Origin of the sequence: Pseudomonas sp. MPC6, from assembly GCF_006094435.1 — a bacterium.
Taxonomy (GTDB): Bacteria; Pseudomonadota; Gammaproteobacteria; order Pseudomonadales; family Pseudomonadaceae; genus Aquipseudomonas.
Genome location: NZ_CP034782.1, coordinates 191,881 through 211,445 on the forward strand (window position 1 = coordinate 191,881; position 19,565 = coordinate 211,445).

Here is a 19,565-nt window from a genome sequence, read left to right on the forward strand (position 1 = left end):
TGTAATTGTTGATTGTTCAGGACCGGCGTTATGCCGGCTTGAGACCTTGCTCCAAGGTGTTCAGCCAATTGAGACCCATCACCTTTGCAGTGTCCTCGGCACTGAAACCTCGTTGCAGGAGCCCTTGGGTAATATTCGGGAAATCACGACTGTCGTTGAACCAGCTCAACGGTTTGGGCCAGTCGGCATTGCTGGCAGACCCTTCGCCATAGTCGATCTGCTTTGACCAACGACCCGTACGCATCCATTCGAGTACCGACTGCGGCTGCTGCTGACACAGGTCAGTACCGATGCCGATGTGGTCGATACCCATCAAGTCGGCGGTGCGCGCCACCATGTCGCAGAATTGCGCCAGGGTGCAGTCGGAACCGTTCTGCAGGTGGAAGGGATAAAGGCTAAAACCAAGCAGGCCACCCGAACGGCCTAATTCACGCAATACAGTTGCTGATTTGTTGCGCTTGGCCGTGTGAAAGAATTCCGGGTTGGCGTGCGAGATGATAATCGGCCGGGTAGACAGCTCGATGGCCTCCAGGGTGCTGCGCTCGGCACTATGGGACATGTCGATCAGCATGCCTACACGGTTCATCTCGGCGATCGCCTGCTTGCCGAAGCGGGTGATGCCGCTGTCGCTGCCCTCATAGCAACCGGTGGCAAGCAAACTCTGGTTGTTATACGTCAACTGCATGATCATCAGGTTGAGTTGCCGGAACACCTCGATCAGCGCGATATCATCTTCGATCGGTGAGCAGTTCTGCGCACCAAAGAAGATCCCTACCTTACCGAGTTGTTTCGCCAGGCGGATGTCGTCCGCGCAACTTACCGGCATGATCAAATCGCCATGCTGTTCGAAACGAAGGTTCCACTCGCCAAGACGACTGAGCGTCTCGCGGGCGTTTTCGTGGTAAACCAAGGTCACGTGAACCGCCGTAATACCGCCTTCGTGAAGCTGGGTAAAAATGTTCCGGTCCCAGTTGGAGTACTGCAATCCGTCGATCACTATCAGGTCGTCATGCATGGCGCTGCTCCTCAGGCCCGGATATAGATGGTTTTAACCACGGTGTAGAACTCGCGGGCATACTGACCCTGCTCGCGAGGTCCGAAACTTGAGTCCTTACGGCCGCCGAAAGGCACGTGGTAATCGGTACCGGCGGTTGGCAGGTTGACCATGACACAGCCAGTCTGGGCTCTACGCTTGAAGTCACTGGCGTACTTCAGGGATTGCGTCATGATCCCGGCAGTCAAACCAAAACGGGTGTCGTTGAGGGCGGTCAACGCCTCTTCGTAATCCTTGACCTTGATCACGCAGGCGATTGGGCCAAACACTTCATCACGGTTGATCTGCATGTCATTGCGCGTATCGACGAACAACGCCGGGCGCATGTAGAAACCTTCATGCTCCTCGTTGATTCGTTCGCCACCGCAAACCAGGCGCGCGCCCGCCGCTTGTGCCTGTTCGATGTAACGCAGGTTCTGATTGAGCTGCTTCTCATCGATCACCGCGCCAATCTGCACGCCTTCACGCAGCGGATGGCCGACCTTGAGTTGGCCCATGCGCTCGATCAGTGCGGCAACGAAACGGTCATGCACACCTTCGGTCACAATCAGCCGTGACGAAGCGGTACACTTCTGCCCTGTACCGAAAAACGCGCCGTTCACCGCGCATTCAACGGCCTGTTCCAGGTCGGCATCATCGAGCACAATGAGAGCGTTCTTGCTGCCCATTTCCAGCTGGCAGCGTACGAAGTTGGCGGCGGTTGCCGAGGCTACTTTCCGACCGGTTTCCACCGAGCCGGTAAAGCTCAGCGCAGCGATCTTGTCAGAGTGGATCAAGGCATCCCCCACCGAAGCGCCGCTGCCCATGACCAGGTTGAATGTACCGGCGGGTAAGCCCTGGCGAGCGATAATCTCGGTCAGCGACCAGGCGCTGGCGGGCACCGCGTTGGCGGGTTTGAAGACCACGGCGTTACCGAAAGCCAGCGCAGGTGCGATTTTCCAGGCCGCGGTGGCCATGGGGAAGTTCCACGGGGTAATGATCGCGACAACGCCAACCGGCTCACGTCGCGTCTCGATTTCAACACCGGCGCGAACCGAGTCGGCGGTCTCGCCCATCTGGCGGAGGACTTCGGCGGCGTAATAGTGGAAGAACTGGCCGGAGCGATAAACTTCACCGACACCCTCGGCAAGGGTCTTGCCCTCTTCGCGAGCAAGCTGCTCACCCAGTTCAGCCTTACGTTCAATGAGCTCGTCGCCAATCGCCATCAGTACCTGATAACGCTGTTCCAGCCCACTGAGCTGCCATTGCGCCTGGCCCTGGATGGCGGCATCGATGGCCTGTTCAACTTGAGCGGTACCGGCCTGCGCGTAGGTACCCAGTCTGTCCTGGAGATTGGCCGGGCTGACGTTGTTGATGGTCGAAGCGCCCGAAAGCCATTCGCCGTTGATGTAGTTATTAAAAATCTCGCCGTGCATATGCACCTCCTCTCATGCGTTGAGTAGATGGTATGCCTCATCCTTGATAAACTAAAAACAATAGTAACTATTATTCGATAAGGAAAACTTACCATGCTCGCCGACCTTAAGATCGTGCAACTGCGGCACTTCGTCTGGGTCACCGAGCTACAAGGCTTTCATGCAGCGGCTGAACGGGCACACCGCACCCAACCTGCGATCTCGCTGTCGATCCGCGATCTGGAAAGCAAACTCGGCCAGCAATTGTTCGAAAAGCGCAATGCGCGGGTAGCGCGCTCCGAGTTGACGCCATTTGGTGTGCAGTTTTTGGGCTATGCCAAAGAGTTGATCGCACACCACGACCGGGTGGTCAAAGATATGAGTTTGATTGCACAGTACAAGTCCGGGCATTTGCGGATCGCGTCTGTCCCTTCCATTGCCAGTCGAGTGTTGCCAGACATCCTCGCCCGCTTCATTGGCGATGCCACCGATCTTCATGTGAGTTTGTTCGACGACAGTTCCGAAGTGGTACTTAGCATGGTCGAGAATCAGCAGGTGGATTTTGGTATCGCCAGCGTGTGGGATGTGGAAAGTGATATTCAGTTCATCCCGATCTGGGAAGACAGCATCGGCGTGGTTTGTCGAAATGATCACCCACTGGCGGCAGAGACTCAGTTGAGTTGGACGCAATTGCGCGCAGAACGTCTGATTGCCAACGGCACCTCTCGCCTGCTCGAAGGCAGCGATGCCGAAGAGTTGGTGGAGGACTCACAATTCTATATGTCCAACATGATTTCTCTGCTGGCCATGGTTGAAGCGGGAATGGGCATCACCACGTTGCCGCGTTTTGCTTTCCCACCAGAACATAGCCGTCTGTGTTTCATCCCACTGAGCGACCCGCTGGTCAATCGCGATATGGGCATTGTGCGCCGGGCCAACCGATCGTTACCCGTCGCGGCTCAAGCGCTGTTCGAGTTCATATTGCGCGACAACGAACTGGACCCTGCTGACTGGTACTGACTGACCAATATCTGATCAATTCGACCAATCAGATAAATTTCACTTATCAGCCGATAGGCCGATCTGAATTGCCTGGCCGTGCCCCTTGGACCACCATCGCCAACAGATAAAAACAATTCTCCGCACCAGGCACTCCTCTTAACGGTTTGCTCGATCACTGCGGCGTCCGCCACAAGAGGACACGAAATGAATACCCTTTCGAGCATTGATTCTGCCCAAGAGCAAACCCCAATCTTGAGCATGCGTCCGGCCAATGTGGTCATGGACCTGGAACGACTTGGCAGCCTGCATCAAAGTCGTCTGAGCTTCATGCGCAGCCTTGTCCGCAAGATCATGCGCGAAGGCTGGCAAATACAGCCACGTCGTTTCGATCTGGATGCTGATGGCTACGGCACTGTGATCTACCGCGTGCAAACCAACCAGGATCTCTTCAGCTTTGTACTGTTCTCCCAGTATCTGGCGCCGGAAAGTCGTAATGACCGGGTCATCGCTACCGAATGGGACCTGACCATGGCGCTGTGCGAAGGCGAGGTTGACGATGCCTATGTCGAGTTTCTACGTCGCAATGTGCCGCTTCAAGAGGCGGGGCGCTTGGATTCAAAAGTCATGGTGCTCTCACGTGCTAACCGCAGCATGCGCAACTTTGACATGGTGGTATCAGCACTGAGTGAGGGTCGCCAGCCAGAGGTCAAGCAGATTGCGCACGTTGGCTACCTTTATCGCACCACTGCAGTTTATGGCAGCGGCAAGCTCGGGATGGCCGACTGGGAAAAAGTCAGCAAGAAGCACCCTGACTTTTCGCGCCCCTTTGCAGCCGAGATGTTCAACTGCTTCATGTTACGCAACTTCAGCCTGCAGCAAGCCGAACATATCGCCCGACAACGTGCGCCCGAGACAGCCGTTGCATTGCAGCCTGCCCTCAAACGCTATTTTGGTATTGGTAATTCCACAGGTCTCGGCATGGCGCCGTATCTGATCAACCACCCCCAGTTGATCAGCCGTTGGGTGGAGATGCGTGAATTGGCACTGGCTCGTGTACATGGCATGCGTCAAATAACCGAAGAGCGTCTCGCACACTTGTCGACGCTGATTGACCGTGGCATTCGTCACCTGACGGAGACCGTCACTGAAGACCAGTGGCAGACGCAGAACAATCAAACGGTGTGCGAAGACCTGGCCAGGTTGCAAGACTGGCTTGCCAGTCAGCGCCTGCAAAGTTGGGATCAGCTTTCGTCATGGGCCGGACAATCGCTCAGTTTGCAGGCACAAGAGCTGCTCAACTGCATCCTGCTGGAGCTCTATCCCGATCTGGTCGACGAACTGGAAGATCGTCTCTCGCTGGTGGAGTCGCTTGAGTTGCAGCCGGAAATGGCCATCGGCGAGCTGCGTGCCTTAATTGAGCGGCACTACGCCTGGGCGCTGGCCATCGACTTTGATGCCGACGGAGCCACTGAAACCTTCTGGTACCGCTCCGAAGAGAAACAGGAACCTCGTCTGGGTAACTGCGACTTGGAAAGCGGCAGGGAAAAGCAGATGCCACTTGGCATTGGCTACCTGGCTCAGCAGTGTTATCGCTTGCTTAATACGCAGGTCGACGTGCATTCGACCCAGTGCGTGGCCAGCTTTCTGCTGCTTCACCCCCAGCAACGAGGCATTATACGGCGCATCCAGAGCATGGCAAAAACCCACTACGGTGAAATTCAAGCCAACCTGTTGGATCGCAACGTACTGCCCATGCACCTGCTGCGTTGCAAACTGGCGTTCTTTGGGGTCAGTAAATTCGACCCGCGCTCACGTCTCTGGGTGCGCAACACGATGTTCCAGGGTGCACCGTTACTTGAAGACATCGGCAAACCATTTGAAGACGACTGGTTCCTGCCACTGGCCCCGACCCCGGAGACTCGCTGATGTTTATTTCATCGAACGAATTAACGTCCCTGCTCAAGCGCGTCTTCGAAGGAATGAGCTACCCCGTCGGTTATTATGAGGACGCCGCAGTATTGGTCAAATGGCTGCAAGTCCATGGCGAACAAGGATTTGCCGAACTGCAGCGCGCGCTGCCTTATGTGGCGGACAGCCAACGCCCTGCCTTACAGTTACTGGTGGAGGAAAGCCAGGCTCTGATATTTGAGTGCCACGGTCGAAGCGCTCTGAATTGCCTACCCAGCATTGTTGAACTCGCGCAGAACAAGGCGCTTGAACAAGGATGCGTCAACGTTAAAATCCGTAACTGCCACAACCGTAAGTTTGTCCTCAAACTACTGGTTGATTGTGCAAAACACGGCATCAGCGCAATGGCTTACTGGCAAAATGGAAAAGCCCCGGCCAGCGAACACGTCGCCTGTATTTCGGCAGGCTCCGCCTATCCCAGTTACAGCGAAGCCCTGCTGGAAGAATATGGCGCACCCTCCGACACTCAGACCCTGACGCTTCTGCTAAATACCCGCATCGACCTGCAAGGCCAACTGCGTGATACCAGCAGTAAACGTCAGGGTTTGCGCCAGGTCAGCCCGGAGCAGTTCGCCCGTGCTGGAGATCGCGCAATAGAAGAGGGTATGGATATCTCGATTGAGCTTTGGCAGCACCTCAATCATCTCGCCGAGGCCGTGCTGGTTGAGAACTCTGAGCAATCGAGAAGCGGTGCGGGAGCCTAAGGCCACCCCGAAAATCTATGGTTACTTCCATTTTTGCAATATTGATTAGTGGATGAAGTGGTTTGCTTAAATCTATTCGGCGTCTATCTGGGGTATGCCCAGCGCCATGATGAGAGTAAGCAATAGGATGGACGCCCCCTCCCATAAGCGTATCGCGGTGCCAGAGTGAGCGGTGTCGCCATCCGCTTGTTCAAAGGGGGTAATAGGGGTTCGGGGAGCAATGGAACTGAAAGTGCACTTAAGCTCAGTCGCTGCCCCGCAAACCCTTGCAACGTGGGGATAGTTTCGAAAAACGACCATTTTATAGAACCGTTTCCGCTATCGCGAGGAAAGGCCACCAACACCCGAAAATCAGTGCAATAAACCCGTCTCACGAATCAAAGTTCTTTTATTCGCAGTCGCTGACGAGTGAAACGAACTCTATTTCGGCTTACGTTGGTTTTCAGTTCCATTGCTCCCCGAACCCCTAGTAACAGTCCACAGGAGGATCTAAATGCTGGTACTTACGGACATGCAGCGGGCATATCTCAGGAAATTACGAGCTCTTAGCAAAGACAGTCAGGGCAACGAAGTTTTTGTTGGCCTTACGCTCGAGGAATCAACGCGGTTCAACTTTTTGAGTGAGTCGCTTATGAAGCATGAGTACCGCACGCCAGAAGCGCTGGACGAATATCTCTCCTTTCGCCTCAGGCACGAGCATCATAGACTTCAAGTGTATGCAGAGGTAGAAGCCCAACAGTGCAAATCGGCAAGCCACTAAAACGTCAAGCGTAGCCTGGTCCCTGGTCCCGCCAAGGGAAAGGCGCGCCCCCCCTGCCCCATGGGATCGCTCACTGCGCCAAATCAGCGTGAGGGCGCGCCCCCAGGGCCTGCGCTACGGATGCATCCCCCCTGCCCGCCGAGGCGGTCCGATTCAGCGCAACCCTTGGGCCCGCTTAAAACGGTTCTGTCGCACTAAGCCCGTGAGAGGTAACCTGTTGTTTTCCATGAAGCCACTGTCTCAGATGTCGCTGATCCGAAAAGCCTTCAAACGCCTCCATTATCCCGTTGCTGTTATCGCCCAGTGTGTTCGCTGGTATCTGGCTTACGCCCTGAGCCTGCGTAACATTGAAGAGATGATGGCGGAGCGCGGCATTGTCGTTGATCATTCCACGCTGCATCGCTGGGTTATTAGGCTGGCTCCCGTGCTGAATACGGTCTTGCGTCGATACCAGCGTCCCGTGGGACGCCGCTGGCGAATGGATGAGACCTACATCAAAATCCGCGGCCACTGGAAGTACCTGTACCGCGCCGTGGACACTGATGGCCAGACCATCGATTTTCTGTTGACCGCTAACCGGGATGCCAACGCAGCATTGCGTTTTTTCCGCAAAGCCATCCGCCAGTGTGGCAAGCCTGAGGTCGTGACCATCGACAAAAGTGGTGCCAATACCGCTGCCCTGGCGGTGCTCAATGCCGACCAAGCTGAAGGGATCACCGTTCGGCAAAACAAATACCTGAACAACTTAGTTGAGCAGGATCACCGCAACATCAAAAGACGAATACGACCGATGTTGGGATTCAAGTCATTTCGTCGAGCACAAACGTTACTGGCAGGCATTGAATTGATACAGATGATCCGCAAAGGGCAGCTTCAACATCCGCAAGGTGAAGGGCTGTCACCTGCCGAACAGTTTTATCTTCTGGCCGCCTAAACAACAGACTGCCGATTTTTGGCAGCCTATCGTCGTTAATGCGACAGAACCAGATTTTGTCTGCGAACTTCTAACTCACAACACTAGGGCTCCACGTTTTGGTGACGAGCCAAGTTCTTTACCGACGAGTGAGAGGCCTATATCTGTCCAGACCGCAGGCGTCATGTTGAGTGGCCGCCTGTTTCTTCCTTGAGCCACTCAATGAACTGCCGGGTTATCTCGCTGACACCTTTTTGCGGTTGAGTCAGTAGGTAATAAGCGAGTTGGTGCGGCATGATCATGTCGGGGAATGGAATAACCAGTTCGCCATTGCTTACTGCCCGTTCCGTCAACTCAATCGCACACAACGCAACCCCATGACCTTCGATCGCGAGTTGTGCCAGGACGTGGGAGTCGGTGACGACGTGCCCACTGCTAACCTGTAGATCGACGGTTGGGTACAATTTCTGCCAGCTTTCCCAGTCGCGCTGATGCCGGTCGTGCAATAAAGCCTGGCGCGCCAGATCGGCGGGAGCGCGAATGGCGTTAGGCCCCTCAAGCAGGGATGGAGAACACATCGGTACGTAGTTCAGACTCATCAGGTATTCGGCCTCAAACCCCGGCCATTCGGCCGACCCCCATTTGATCGCCAGCTCTACTTGATCCGGAAACTCGACGCGTTGAGTCGTTAGTAATTGCTGGATGCGCAGCTCTGGAAAGCGTTGAGTGAAGTGTTTCAACCGTGGTGTCAGCCAGAACGCACTCATCACGGGCTCCGCTTCAATGTGCAGCACCTGGGGGGCGAGTTGGCGGGCGCATTTTTCAAAGGCTGCCACAAGCTGATCAAACGGCGTGCCGATATCGCTTAGCAAGCCTGCGCCAGCCTTGGTCAGCGTGACGGTGCGGGTGGAGCGCGCAAACAATGCCACGCCCAACGCTTCTTCAAGTTTGACCACTTGCTGGCTGACGGCCGACTGCGACAAATGCAGCACTGTCGCTGCGCGGGTGAAGCTGCCTTGCTCGGCAACGGTTTTGAAGGCAAGCAGCAAGGTCATGTGCGGCAGTCGTGTCGAGGCGAAAGATTCTGTGTATTTATTCATAAGGTTTCGTTATTAGACCATTACCAAATCGCGATTCTCTCGTCGCAGGCCGCCAGATTACATTACTCGCAGCACCCGCCAATAAAGGGGCCAATCCAATAATTACAACAGTTGGGAATCAATATGCAGCAAAACACCGAAAAAGATCTGACCCTGATCTTTACTAGCATCGTGGTGATATCACTGACTGTCATCGGCTTGATGATGTTTCCCGATCAGGCCAAGGTCTTGGCTGATCAGCTTTTCACCTCTGCGACTACCACGTTCGGCACACTCGTGCAGTTGCTTGGCTTCGCCTGCGTGGTATTGATCGTCGGCTTGGGCTTCAGCAAATACGGCAATATCCGCCTGGGCGAGGGCAAGCCAGAGTACAAGAACAGCAGCTGGATCTTCATGTTCATCTGCGCAGGACTCGGTTCGGCGACCATGTATTGGGCATTCATGGAGTGGGCGTATTACTACCTCACGCCTGGCCTGAATATTGCCACTGCGAGCAAGCAAGCGTTAGAAATGAGCATTGCTTACTCGTTCTTTCACTGGGGTGTGACCCCGTGGGCAATTTACGGCATTGCTTCGCTGGCGATGGCTTATCACTTTCATGTCCGCAAGAACAAAGGTTTGAGCCTGGCGGGTATTGTCGAGTCAATTACCGGCTTCAAAGCGCATGGCCCTGTAGGGCGAGTCATCGACCTCATCTTCCTGTTTGCGACCTTCGGCGGTCTGGTGCTGACGACTACCCTGACGACGTCCACGGTCGCCAAAGGTTTGTCTGACCTGACCGGTATTGCCGACGGCTTCATGCTCAAGGCGTTTTTGGTGATTCTGGTGACGGTGGTGTTTTCGCTCAGCTCCTATATCGGCATCAGCTCCGGTATGCAGCGTTTGGCGAAGCTGGCGTGTGGCATGACCATGCTCTTTGCCTTGATTGTGCTGATCCTCGGTCCGACGCTTTTCAGCGTCAACAACATCGCCAACGCCATTGGCCTGACGCTGCAAAACTTCATCCACATGAGCTTGTTCACCGACCCGACCGGGGATGGCGAATTTTCGCGCGGCTGGACCGTGTTCTACTGGTTGTACTGGATTACTTACGCGCCGGGTGTCGCGATCTTTGTCACACGGGTTTCCAAGGGTCGTACGATCAAAGAAGTCGTGATGGCGATGATTTTGGGTGGTTGCGGTGGCTGCTGGTTCTTCTTTGGCAGCCTGCAGAGTTTCGCCATTCATCAATTCATCACCGGCGTGGTTGATGCGCCGGCCATGCTCAGTGGCGCCGGTGGTGAAGCGGCGGTATCGATGCTGTTGACCAGCCTGCCATTCGGTAAAGTGCTGTCTGCGGTTTACTTTCTGCTGATGTTGGTATTCCTCGCTTCGCACCTTGATGCGGTGGCGTATACCGTGGCGGCGACCAGTACCCGCAACCTGCGTGAAGGGCAAGATCCATCGCCTACTTTGCGACTCTTCTGGTGCCTGCTGCTGGCAGTGTTGCCGCTGGCAATGCTCTACATCAACGCATCACTCAATACACTGAAAACGGCCGTCATTCTCACTGCCATTCCGTTCATTTTTATCTTGATGGTGAAAATCTGGGGGCTGCTGAAGTGGCTGCGTGAAGACTATGCGGCGATGCCTGCGCATTTGATTGAAGAACAGTCGGCACGTCTGGCAGGGATGAGCACGGCCGAGGCAAATGAAGCCCGTTTCGTGGTCCGACACGGCGCCTCGAAAAATCTGGAAGTCCAGCAATGAAAATAGTTGATGTAGAGGCTATCTGGTTGCGCGTCCCGGCGCTCGACCAAACGTGTGAGTGGGGAGAGGATGCGTTGATCGTACGCATCTACACCGACAGTGGGCTGGTCGGCATCGGAGAAACCGACAGCTCTCCAGCCGTCGTCAAAGCCTTGATCGAAACCCCGGCGTCGCATGAAACCTGTCAGGGGTTACGCGATATTCTGATCGGGGAAAACCCGCTGGAAATCGATCGGTTGTGGAAAAAAATGTACCGCCACTCCGAATACATGGGCCGGCGCGGCGCCGCCATTCATGCCATCAGCGCGTTGGACATCGCCTTGTGGGACATCGCCGGTCAGCATTATGGCGTGCCGGTCCACACCTTGCTGGGTGGCAAATACCGTGCGCGCATCAGCGCCTATGGCACGTTCATCCCGCGTCCCGACGAGGCCGGCAACCGTGAACTGGTGCGCGGTTTGCTGGCCCAGGGCTTGCGCAGCATCAAGCTGGGCGGTGCCGGGTTTGGCGACGACCTGCAAAAAGACAAAGAGCTGCTGCGGGTAGTGCGTGAGGAAATCGGTGACCAGGTGCAGTTGCAGATCGACCTTGTTGGGCGTTGGCGTAACTACCCGCATGCGTTGGCGCAATGTGACGCACTGCGAGCGTTCAATCTGAACTGGATCGAAGAGCCGCTGCCTTCGGACGATACGAAAGGTTTAGCGTATCTCGCCGAGCGTTCCGGCCTGCGCGTTTCGGGGGGAGAAGGCCTGGCCACGCGACATGAATTCCGACACTTTCTGGAGGCTTCTCGGCCATCGATTATTCAGCCCGACATTACCCGTTGTGGCGGCATCAGCGAAATGCGGCACATCTACGAGCTGGCGCAACTGCACGGCGCACAATTGGTGCCGCACGGTTTCAGCACTGGAATTTTGCTTGCGGCGACCGTGCACTTTCTTGCAGCCAGCGAGTTCGGTGAGTTGATCGAGTATTCGCAAAGCGATAGCCCATTGTTTCGTGGCCTGGTGACAAATTTGCTGCCACTTGAAGAGGGTCATGTCGCCGTGCCGGAAACCCCGGGCCTTGGTGTAGTGCTGGACGAAGCCATGATTGAGCGCTATCGCGTTCGGTCGTGAGAGGAGAACACAAATGAAAGACCTGATCATAAACCGGGTTGAAGTGTTTGCCTGCGCGCCACAAGTCCGCGGATCGACCTGGACTCCGGAGCAGCCGGAGCCTTGCACCACGCACACGTTTATTCGCATTAGTACTCGGGACGGGATCGTCGGCGCTGCCGCGACTGACTCGTACACCACGCATCACGCGGACGCGGTCCTCGCCGAAACCCTGCGCGACATGATCCCCGACTTGTTGGGGCGTTCGGCGCTGGAGCGCGAAGGGCTGTGGTCACACTTTCAACCCAAGGCCTACGCGCGTTCGGCGCAGGCCCAGGCGCTGATCGATGTGGCGCTATGGGATATCGCTGCACAGGCCGCCGGGCAGCCGTTATTCAAATTGCTCGGGGGCTACCGCGATCGAATCGACGCTTACGCCAGCACGCCGGTGCTGGCGACATCGCACGCCTATGTCGAGACGGTGCAGCAACTGGCCGAACAAGGTTTTCGCGCGATCAAGTTTCATTGCTGGTGTGATCCCGCGCGCGATCTGCACATGGTGGAGCAGGTGCAGCGCGCTCATGCTGACAAGCGGCTGGCGCTGATGCTCGATGTAGAGCAACGCTATGACCTGGATGCGGCGCTCAAAGTCGGGCGGGTGTTGAGCGAACTGGAGTATGCCTGGTTTGAAGCACCGCTGGATGATTACGATCTGGCGGGGTATCGGCAGTTGAGCGCGAGGTTGGACGTGCCGGTGCTGGCGGCGGGCAATGCGATCACTGATTACCGACTGGTCGCCTTTGCGGCTCAACAACAGTGCTGGAGTCGGGTGCGTGTCGATGTCATGACCTGCGGCGGCATTACGCCAGCGCTGAAGATCATTCACCACGCTGCCACGAACGGGATCAAGGTCGAGTTGCAGAGCTGGGGCCATTCATTGGCGCAGGCTGCAAACCTGCATCTGATGCTGGGTCAACCGGTATGCAGTTACTTTGAGCAGGCCTGCGAGTTCGAGCTGTTTGAATTCGCTGTAGCCAACCCGATTCGCACGACCCCGCAAGGGGAAGTTATGGCGCCAGGTTACGCAGGGTTGGGGCTGCAGATCGATTGGGACAAGATACAGCACTGTGCCGATATCCGGTTGAGCGTCAGCCGCTAGTCGGGCGTCGAGGTCAGTCGCCCAAGGCGTCTGTCCTTAGCTAGTTTCGGAGATAAGGACCATTTTCAACGGATTGCATCAGGGCCATGGAAGGCCCGGATTTAACGTTTCGTTGGATGACTGGTTGTCCCGAACCAGCATGCCTTAGTCCGAGTTGATGAGAATCTGATGTTCGTTAACATCACATCACCTCGCGTGCAACAAACGCCCTGATGTGTTGAAGGAAGCTTTCGTGGAACTTTGAGGGCTTTTTCTGCTGCGGTACTAACATGCTGAAGTCCATTTCGATGGTGGGTTCGAAAGGGCGAAAAATGACTTTTTCACCCTTGTATTCAAGTGCGCTGATGGGATCGACCAAGGCAACGCCCGCCCCCAGTTCCACGAACTTGCACATCGGCATCGAGAGCTGGGTTTCCAGGTTCATCCTGCGCTCCACCCCATACGCGGCAAAGATGGAGTCGATGTGTTGACGCGAGGCGACTGCATGCGGATAGGAAATGAAGCGCTCCCCCTCCAGGTCCTGCGGGACGATCATAACCTTGTCGCACAGTCGGTGGTCGAACGGCAGTGCGCATTGCAGAGATGACTGAATAATTTTCTCGCCGCGCGGGCTAGGGTAAGCGTTGGGTTGAGCAATAAATCCGACATCGCAGCGCTCGCCCACAATCGCGTCCACCACTTCTCTGGAAGATTGGACCACCAAGGTTATTTGTGCGTGTTCATGCACTTCGAGAAATGCAGTGATGGCACGCGGCAAAAACGACAATCCCAGCGCCGGAGCGCAGGCTATCTGAAGTGAGCCGCGCTTGAGATCAATAATTTCACGCGCCGTGCGGGCGATGCGCTCGACTCCCAGCAAAGACCGCTCTACCTCTTCGTAAAGTACCAAGGCTTCGGGTGTTGGTTGCAGGCGCCCCTTGATCCGCTCAAACAAGGCGAACCCGATGTTCTCTTCAAGCGCTCCGATCAGGCGCGTCGCTGCTGGTTGCGAGATGTGTAGCATCTCGGCGGCACGGGTCACGGTCTGCCCAAGTATCACTGCTCTAAAAGCCTCTAATTGACGAAGATTCATAGCACATCGACCTATAACAAAAAGACATGGTCGCCGCAAAATAAAGCATTTTTCATCCGTGTTACAGCGTCATAGGATCATTGCAACTTCGACGACGTCTCAGCTTTGCTGACTATCTCGGTACAGAGTGGTCTGGCAGTTGATCAAGCAGGATCTATGCAAAAAACTGATTTCATAGTCATTGGCGGCGGTCTGGCGGGGATGGCGACCGCCTACGGCCTTTCGTTGCTCGGGCTTCAGGTGATCGTGGTTGACGAAGGTGATAATGCCTTTCGTGCAGCGCGCGGCAACTTCGGATTGCTTTGGGTGCAAGGCAAAGGCCATGGCATGAGCGCATATACGCAGTGGACCCAAGCGTCCGTCAGGCTTTGGCCGCAATTGGCCGCCATGCTGCTGGCTGAAACCGGCGTTAATGTACATCTGAAGCAACCCGGTGGATTTCAACTTTGCCTGTCTGAGGTGGAACTGGCCGACGAAGCGCGGCTGTTGCATGAGATTCGGGCCGCTCAGGGCGGCGATTATTCATTTGAAGTCCTGGACCACACTGAACTGCGCAAGCGCTTGCCCGGCATTGGATCTGGAGTGGTCGGTGCCTGTTACTCGCCCATGGATGGCCACGTTAATCCGCTGAAGCTACTTCATGCTCTGCATGCCGCGTGCAGGCTACGTGGCGTAAAGGTGCTCAATGGATTGAAGGTAGATGACATTCGGCAAAGCGCTGCGGGATTTGAAATCACGGCTGGGTCTGAACGCATGGCGAGCGACCGGCTGGTTTTAGCCGCAGGGCTCGGCAATCGAGCCCTTGGTGCGTTGCTTGGCCAAGATATTCCGCTGGAGCCTAGCCGTGGGCAGATTTTGATTACCGAAAGACTCAAGCCATTTCTTCACTACCCCACGACGTATGTCCGCCAGACAGATGAGGGAACCGTACAGCTCGGTGACTCAGCCGAGCGGGTGGGCTTCGATGACCGCACCAGCGTGTCGGTGATGTCACAGATTGCCGGCCGCGCAGTGACGTGTTTTCCGCAACTGGAGCATGTCCGACTGGTCAGGGCTTGGGGATCGTTGCGGGTGCTGAGCCCGGACGGCGCCCCGATTTACGAGGACCTGGCCAATGCGCCTGGCTGCTTTGTGGTGTCGTGCCATAGCGGCGTGACCCTGGCCGCCGCCCATGCGTTGACACTGGCACCCTGGATTGCCGGGGCAAAGGATTTGCCGAGGGTGTCGGCATTTTCCCTCCAGCGTTTCATTCAGTCGAGCGAGGTCGCCCATGCCTGCTGAGAGCCTGTTCCATCCGATAACCTGCGAGGTTCCTTGGTACATCATCGAATTTGATGGTCGCCCTTTGTCGGTACCGGAAGGTGTTTCCCTGGCAGCGGCGTTGCTTGCCGGCGGTGTCAGAAGCATCCGTACCACGCCGGTCTCGGGCCAGCCTCGTGCGCCCTATTGCTTGATGGGCGTGTGCTTCGAATGTCTGGTGGAAATTGACGGTGTACCCAACTGCCAGGCGTGCCTGGTCACCGTCCGCGCCGGCATGAGTGTCCGCAGCCAACAAGGCGCGCGCGCATTGGCCGGTGCTGCTGAAATGGTGTGTGATCATTATGAAGCCTGAACTGTTCGATCTACTCATCGTCGGTGCCGGCCCCGCGGGCATGAGTGCCGCCGTGGAAGCCAGGCAACATGGCCTGACCGTATTGGTCCTGGACGAGCAGCCATCACCTGGTGGGCAAATCTATCGCAACATCCGCAGCACTGACGCCACGCGTCTGGAGTTGCTCGGTAGCGATTATCTGACCGGCCTGGCGTTGACCGATGCCTTCATCACTTGCGGTGCGCAATGGATAAGTGCCGCGTCCGTGTGGTGGGTAACTGAAGACAAACAGGTGCACTACCTCGTCGACGGTCAAGCGCACGTTGCACAGGCCCAACGGCTATTGATTGCTACCGGCGCCTTTGAACGGCCAATGCCCATTCCTGGCTGGACGTTGCCTGGCGTCATGACGGCGGGGGCGGGGCAGATCTTGCTCAAAAGCGCCGCGCTCCTACCGGCAGGCCCAGTGGTGCTGGCCGGTTGCGGACCCTTGCTGTACCTGTTGGCCGTCCAGTACCTGCGGGCAGGCATTGAACTGACAGCTTTGGTCGACACCTCAAGCCACGGTGACGTTTTGCGCAGCTGGCGAAGTATTCCCGGCGCATTGCACGGTTGGCGCGACCTGCTCAAGGGCATGTCTTTGTTAGCAGTGTTACGGCGTGCCGGCGTCAGGCATTATCGAGGTGCGCGAGAACTGCGCATCGAGGGGACTGACCGTGCCAGTGCCCTCAGTTTTCGGCAGCGTAACGTGCAGCGGCGCATCGCGTCTGAACTGATCCTGCTCCACCAAGGGGTGGTTCCCAATACTCAGATCAGTTGGGCGCTGCGCCTTGAACATCATTGGAACTCCTCGCAAATTTGCTGGAACACGGACCGCGATACCTGGGGTGAAACCAGTCAACCGGGAATTTTCATCGCAGGAGACGGCGGCTGCATTGGCGGTGCACTCGTCGCTCGAACCGAGGGCAGGATCGCTGCGCTGCGGGTCGCAGAGCAATTGCAACGACTCGATGTCTGCGCGCTTGAGCGCTATGCGGTGCCATTACAGCGGGCGTTAAGGCAACAATTGGCTGCGCGACCGCTGATTGATGCGCTGTATCGCCCCCCCCAGGAAACCCGCATCCCCGCCGATGAAGTCACGCTGTGCCGCTGTGAAGAGGTCAGCGCTGGCGAAGTGCGCCGTCATGTCGATCTGGGGTGTCTGGGCCCCAACCAGACCAAGGCGTTTGGTCGTTGTGGCATGGGTCCCTGTCAAGGTCGGTTATGCGGCCTGAGCGTGACCGAGGTCATCGCCGAGCGGCGCCAGGTGTCTCCGGAGGAGGTGGGCTACTACCACATTCGCCCGCCCATCAAACCCATAACACTCGGCCAGTTGGCTGGCGAGTCCCACCCCCAGCTTCCCCAGGAGACTGTATGAACGAGATCGAACGTATAGAAAGTAATCCGCGACTGAGCAGGGTCGTCCTCCACAACGGCGTTGCCTGGCTCAGCGGCATTGTCGCTGCTGATTGCAGCGAAGGCATTGGTGGCCAGACGCATCAGGTGTTGGCGCAACTGGAGCGACTGCTGGAGCAGGCAGGCAGCAGTCGCTCGCGGATATTGAGTGCACAGTTGTGGATGAAAGACATGGTCGCTGACTTTGACTGCATGAATGAGGTGTGGAGCCAGTGGTTTCCTCCCAGCGAGACTCCCGCCCGGGCGACGGCACAAGTCGTATTTGACGACGAACAGATTCGGCTGGAACTCATTGTGGTCGCTGCACAGTCGCTAGTGACGGACCGATAGTCAGCACTTCACCGATATAGCCTGGCACCCGTACCGTCGTTCAGCATCGACGGCACTCGCATAGCCTCACCCATCAAAACAATAAAGCGAGAGAAAGACATGCACTTTAAATTAAATGTAAAGACCCTCGGGTTTGCCGCAATGATGGCAATGACCGGTATGGCTCAAGCCAGCGAGAGAACATTGCGTATTGGTGTTGAAGCGGCCTATCCACCCTTCGCCTACAAAACCCCTGACAACCAATTGGTGGGTTTTGACTATGACATTGGCCAGGCATTGTGCGCGAAAATTGCAGCAACGTGCCAATGGGTGGAGATCGAGTTTGATGGTCTTATTCCTTCACTTAAAGTACGCAAGATTGATGCTGCGATTTCCTCGGTTTCAATCACCGAGGAGCGTTTGAAATCCGTTGACTTCACGACCAGTTATTATCGCTTGCCCGCCAAACTCGTTACGCGCAAGGACAGTGGAATCAACACCCTTCCTAGCGATCTGGCCGGCAAACGAATTGGCGTGCAACGGGCGACCAATTTCGATCGCTATGCGACGCAAACTTTTGAACCCGCTGGCGCACAGATCATTAAATATGGCAGCCAGAATGAGGTATTCCTTGATCTGGCGGCCGGACGCCTCGATGCCTCCCTCGCAGGATCTGTCGCCATTGAAGAAAGTTTGTTGAAAACTCCCGGCGGGGCGGTTTATCACATGCTAGGAGACAACTTTACCGACGAACACTACTTCGGTACGGGGGCAGGGATTGCCGTGCGTAAAAACGATCCATTAGCGGGTGAACTGAATAAAGCCTTGGCAGAGTTGAAAACTGATGGGACCTATGATCGCATTCGCAAAAAATACTTCGAATACGATATTTCAGGAAATAACTGAACCTCTCGGAGAGAAACATGCAGCTTGATGAGGTCGAGCAGTTCGCACTGAGCCAGCTGTTCAATGCAGACGGCAGGCAAGGTGAGGTGGCGCAAGCATTTCGTTATAAGGTGCAGGAGCGAAGGATTACCATTGCCGGGTTCTTTTCCATCATAAAATGCCTTAATCCGTCGCAATGCATTCAACCATCGAAAGAAGTAAGTAAGTCGTTTACTCACCCTCGATTAAAAAGAGGGGGGATGTTTGTTTGCTGGGTAGAACATGACTTAACACTTTGTCTGGAAGGCTTCGCCAAGGGCGGAAGCTGGCCTCCTGAATTGATACCTCTTGCGTTGCAAGGATCCAATAGAGGCTGAGTTTGGCTACTTGTCCTTGTGCGCATGGTAGCACGCAAGGGGTTTTCGATCCTTGGCTGACGCGCCCAAAGATTATTACTGGTTGCACGTTAGGTCTGTGCTATATCACCACAAAAGGTGCAAGCCAGTCCAAGACTGGAAGAGCGCAATGAATCAGTTCGCAGTGTTTTACGTAGATCGATTCACTAGGCCTACCCGATGAAATGAAGGCCTGCCTGACGGCAGGCCATTAGTAAGCGGCTGGCGAACTCATCTACCAAACCAGCAGGTCAAGAGCGATAAGGGCAAAAGCGTCCACAATTTTTTAAGCGGACGCAATTACCCTTAACGCTAGGATCCGCATGCGCCAACGACATACCTATTCAAAATCCCTCAAAGCCCAAGTTGTTCAGGAATGCGAGCAACCTGGTGTCTCCGTCTCCAGTGGCGCCTTGACGCACGGGATCAATGCCAATGTCGTCCGTAGATGGCTGCCGCACAAGCGTAATAATGCGGTCGCCAATTTGCCGGCCTTTGTGCCCTTACAACTAGCCCCCACGGCTCAGGCAACGCCGGGGACATCGGTCAGCATCGAGATCCCGTACGAGCAAGGGGCCCTGACTGTGACGTGGCCCGCTTTCGACCCGGTCGGGTTTGCCCGGTTTGTTCGCGGCCTGACACGATGATTCGCATCGACTCGATTTGGCTCGCCACCGAGCCCATGGACATGCGTGCCGGCACTGAGACTGCGCTGGCCAGGGTGATCGCAGTGTTCGGTGCAGCGAAACCGCACTGCGCCTATCTGTTCGCCAACCGCCGCGCCACTCGTATGAAAGTGCTAGTGCATGACGGGATTGGGTCTGGCTGGCTGCTCGCCGATTGAACCAAGGAAAGTTTTACTGGCCAGCCATTTGCGGCCTCTCGTTGGACACGTTCCCAATCAGTCTTGCTAGAGGGCTGCATAGCGTTTCCTCTCTTGTTTCGAGGTGCGGCGCAG

Annotated in this window: 20 protein-coding genes; 16 read left to right on the plus strand and 4 right to left on the minus strand. The window is 56.0% G+C overall.

Going from position 1 to position 19,565, the window contains the following annotated elements; genetic code table 11:
* Positions 1–28: 28 nt before the first annotated feature.
* Together ELQ88_RS01195 and ELQ88_RS01200 are read right to left on the minus strand one after the other, a co-directional pair.
* Positions 29–1,015, minus strand: coding sequence for a membrane dipeptidase (locus tag ELQ88_RS01195; protein WP_138963088.1), 987 nt, complete (start codon positions 1,013–1,015; stop codon positions 29–31).
* Between the two features lie 11 nt (positions 1,016–1,026).
* Positions 1,027–2,469 carry an aldehyde dehydrogenase family protein gene (locus ELQ88_RS01200; RefSeq protein ID WP_138963090.1) on the minus strand — a complete coding sequence of 481 codons (1,443 nt, stop codon included), beginning with the start codon at positions 2,467–2,469 and terminating at the stop codon, positions 1,027–1,029.
* A 93-nt stretch (positions 2,470–2,562) separates the two neighbouring features.
* Here ELQ88_RS01200 and ELQ88_RS01205 point away from each other — a divergent pair, with 93 nt between their 5' ends.
* The 5 genes from ELQ88_RS01205 (at position 2,563) to ELQ88_RS01225 (ending at position 7,816) form a co-directional block, all read left to right on the plus strand.
* Positions 2,563–3,468, plus strand: a complete 906-nt coding sequence (locus ELQ88_RS01205) for a LysR family transcriptional regulator (protein ID WP_138963092.1) — start codon at positions 2,563–2,565, stop codon at positions 3,466–3,468.
* A 186-nt stretch (positions 3,469–3,654) separates the two neighbouring features.
* A complete protein-coding gene (locus ELQ88_RS01210) occupies positions 3,655–5,376 on the plus strand; it encodes a hypothetical protein (protein WP_138963094.1) in 1,722 nt (573 codons plus the stop codon).
* Positions 5,376–6,122, plus strand: a complete 747-nt coding sequence (locus tag ELQ88_RS01215) for a DUF3726 domain-containing protein (RefSeq protein WP_138963096.1) — start codon at positions 5,376–5,378, stop codon at positions 6,120–6,122. Before ELQ88_RS01210 ends, ELQ88_RS01215 begins: the two co-directional genes overlap by 1 nt.
* 493 nt (positions 6,123–6,615) lie before the next feature.
* Positions 6,616–6,882 carry a hypothetical protein gene (locus ELQ88_RS01220; protein WP_138963098.1) on the plus strand — a complete coding sequence of 89 codons (267 nt, stop codon included), beginning with the start codon at positions 6,616–6,618 and terminating at the stop codon, positions 6,880–6,882.
* A 244-nt stretch (positions 6,883–7,126) separates the two neighbouring features.
* Positions 7,127–7,816 (plus strand): IS6 family transposase, encoded by a 690-nt coding sequence (locus ELQ88_RS01225; RefSeq protein ID WP_138963356.1) that lies wholly within the window; start codon positions 7,127–7,129, stop codon positions 7,814–7,816.
* A 161-nt stretch (positions 7,817–7,977) separates the two neighbouring features.
* Here ELQ88_RS01225 and ELQ88_RS01230 read toward each other — a convergent pair whose 3' ends face one another.
* A complete protein-coding gene (locus ELQ88_RS01230) occupies positions 7,978–8,895 on the minus strand; it encodes a LysR substrate-binding domain-containing protein (protein ID WP_138963100.1) in 918 nt (305 codons plus the stop codon).
* A 123-nt stretch (positions 8,896–9,018) separates the two neighbouring features.
* Between ELQ88_RS01230 and ELQ88_RS01235 the strand changes: the two genes are divergently transcribed.
* The 3 genes from ELQ88_RS01235 to ELQ88_RS01245 are packed head-to-tail and all read left to right on the plus strand — an operon-like array spanning position 9,019 to position 12,900.
* Positions 9,019–10,644 (plus strand): BCCT family transporter, encoded by a 1,626-nt coding sequence (locus ELQ88_RS01235; RefSeq protein ID WP_138963102.1) that lies wholly within the window; start codon positions 9,019–9,021, stop codon positions 10,642–10,644.
* Complete coding sequence (locus tag ELQ88_RS01240) at positions 10,641–11,762, plus strand: mandelate racemase/muconate lactonizing enzyme family protein (RefSeq protein WP_138963104.1); 1,122 nt, start codon at positions 10,641–10,643, stop codon at positions 11,760–11,762. The genes ELQ88_RS01235 and ELQ88_RS01240 overlap by 4 nt, the downstream gene beginning before the upstream one ends.
* 13 nt (positions 11,763–11,775) lie before the next feature.
* Positions 11,776–12,900, plus strand: coding sequence for a mandelate racemase/muconate lactonizing enzyme family protein (locus tag ELQ88_RS01245; protein ID WP_138963106.1), 1,125 nt, complete (start codon positions 11,776–11,778; stop codon positions 12,898–12,900).
* A gap of 181 nt (positions 12,901–13,081) precedes the next feature.
* Here the strand turns inward: ELQ88_RS01245 and ELQ88_RS01250 are convergent, their stop codons facing one another.
* The gene (locus tag ELQ88_RS01250) at positions 13,082–13,972 is read right to left on the minus strand and encodes a LysR substrate-binding domain-containing protein (protein ID WP_138963108.1); all 891 of its coding nucleotides are present in this window, start codon (positions 13,970–13,972) and stop codon (positions 13,082–13,084) included.
* Positions 13,973–14,128: 156 nt separating this feature from the next.
* Here ELQ88_RS01250 and ELQ88_RS01255 point away from each other — a divergent pair, with 156 nt between their 5' ends.
* From ELQ88_RS01255 to tnpB, 8 genes are all read left to right on the plus strand, one after another.
* On the plus strand, positions 14,129–15,253 hold the full coding sequence (locus tag ELQ88_RS01255; RefSeq protein WP_138963110.1) for an FAD-dependent oxidoreductase: 1,125 nt from the start codon (positions 14,129–14,131) through the stop codon (positions 15,251–15,253).
* Positions 15,243–15,584 (plus strand): (2Fe-2S)-binding protein, encoded by a 342-nt coding sequence (locus tag ELQ88_RS01260; protein ID WP_138963112.1) that lies wholly within the window; start codon positions 15,243–15,245, stop codon positions 15,582–15,584. The genes ELQ88_RS01255 and ELQ88_RS01260 overlap by 11 nt, the downstream gene beginning before the upstream one ends.
* The gene (locus ELQ88_RS01265; RefSeq protein WP_138963114.1) at positions 15,574–16,980 is read left to right on the plus strand and encodes an FAD-dependent oxidoreductase; all 1,407 of its coding nucleotides are present in this window, start codon (positions 15,574–15,576) and stop codon (positions 16,978–16,980) included. Before ELQ88_RS01260 ends, ELQ88_RS01265 begins: the two co-directional genes overlap by 11 nt.
* Positions 16,977–17,348, plus strand: a complete 372-nt coding sequence (locus ELQ88_RS01270) for a RidA family protein (protein WP_138963116.1) — start codon at positions 16,977–16,979, stop codon at positions 17,346–17,348. The genes ELQ88_RS01265 and ELQ88_RS01270 overlap by 4 nt, the downstream gene beginning before the upstream one ends.
* Positions 17,349–17,447: 99 nt before the next feature.
* The gene (locus ELQ88_RS01275; RefSeq protein ID WP_138963118.1) at positions 17,448–18,233 is read left to right on the plus strand and encodes a transporter substrate-binding domain-containing protein; all 786 of its coding nucleotides are present in this window, start codon (positions 17,448–17,450) and stop codon (positions 18,231–18,233) included.
* Positions 18,234–18,250: 17 nt separating this feature from the next.
* On the plus strand, positions 18,251–18,589 hold the full coding sequence (locus tag ELQ88_RS01280; protein ID WP_138963120.1) for a hypothetical protein: 339 nt from the start codon (positions 18,251–18,253) through the stop codon (positions 18,587–18,589).
* A gap of 341 nt (positions 18,590–18,930) precedes the next feature.
* Positions 18,931–19,254, plus strand: coding sequence for a transposase (locus ELQ88_RS01285; protein WP_138963122.1), 324 nt, complete (start codon positions 18,931–18,933; stop codon positions 19,252–19,254).
* Positions 19,251–19,451 carry an IS66 family insertion sequence element accessory protein TnpB gene (gene tnpB / locus ELQ88_RS01290; protein ID WP_138963124.1) on the plus strand — a complete coding sequence of 67 codons (201 nt, stop codon included), beginning with the start codon at positions 19,251–19,253 and terminating at the stop codon, positions 19,449–19,451. Before ELQ88_RS01285 ends, tnpB begins: the two co-directional genes overlap by 4 nt.
* Positions 19,452–19,565: the final 114 nt, after the last annotated feature.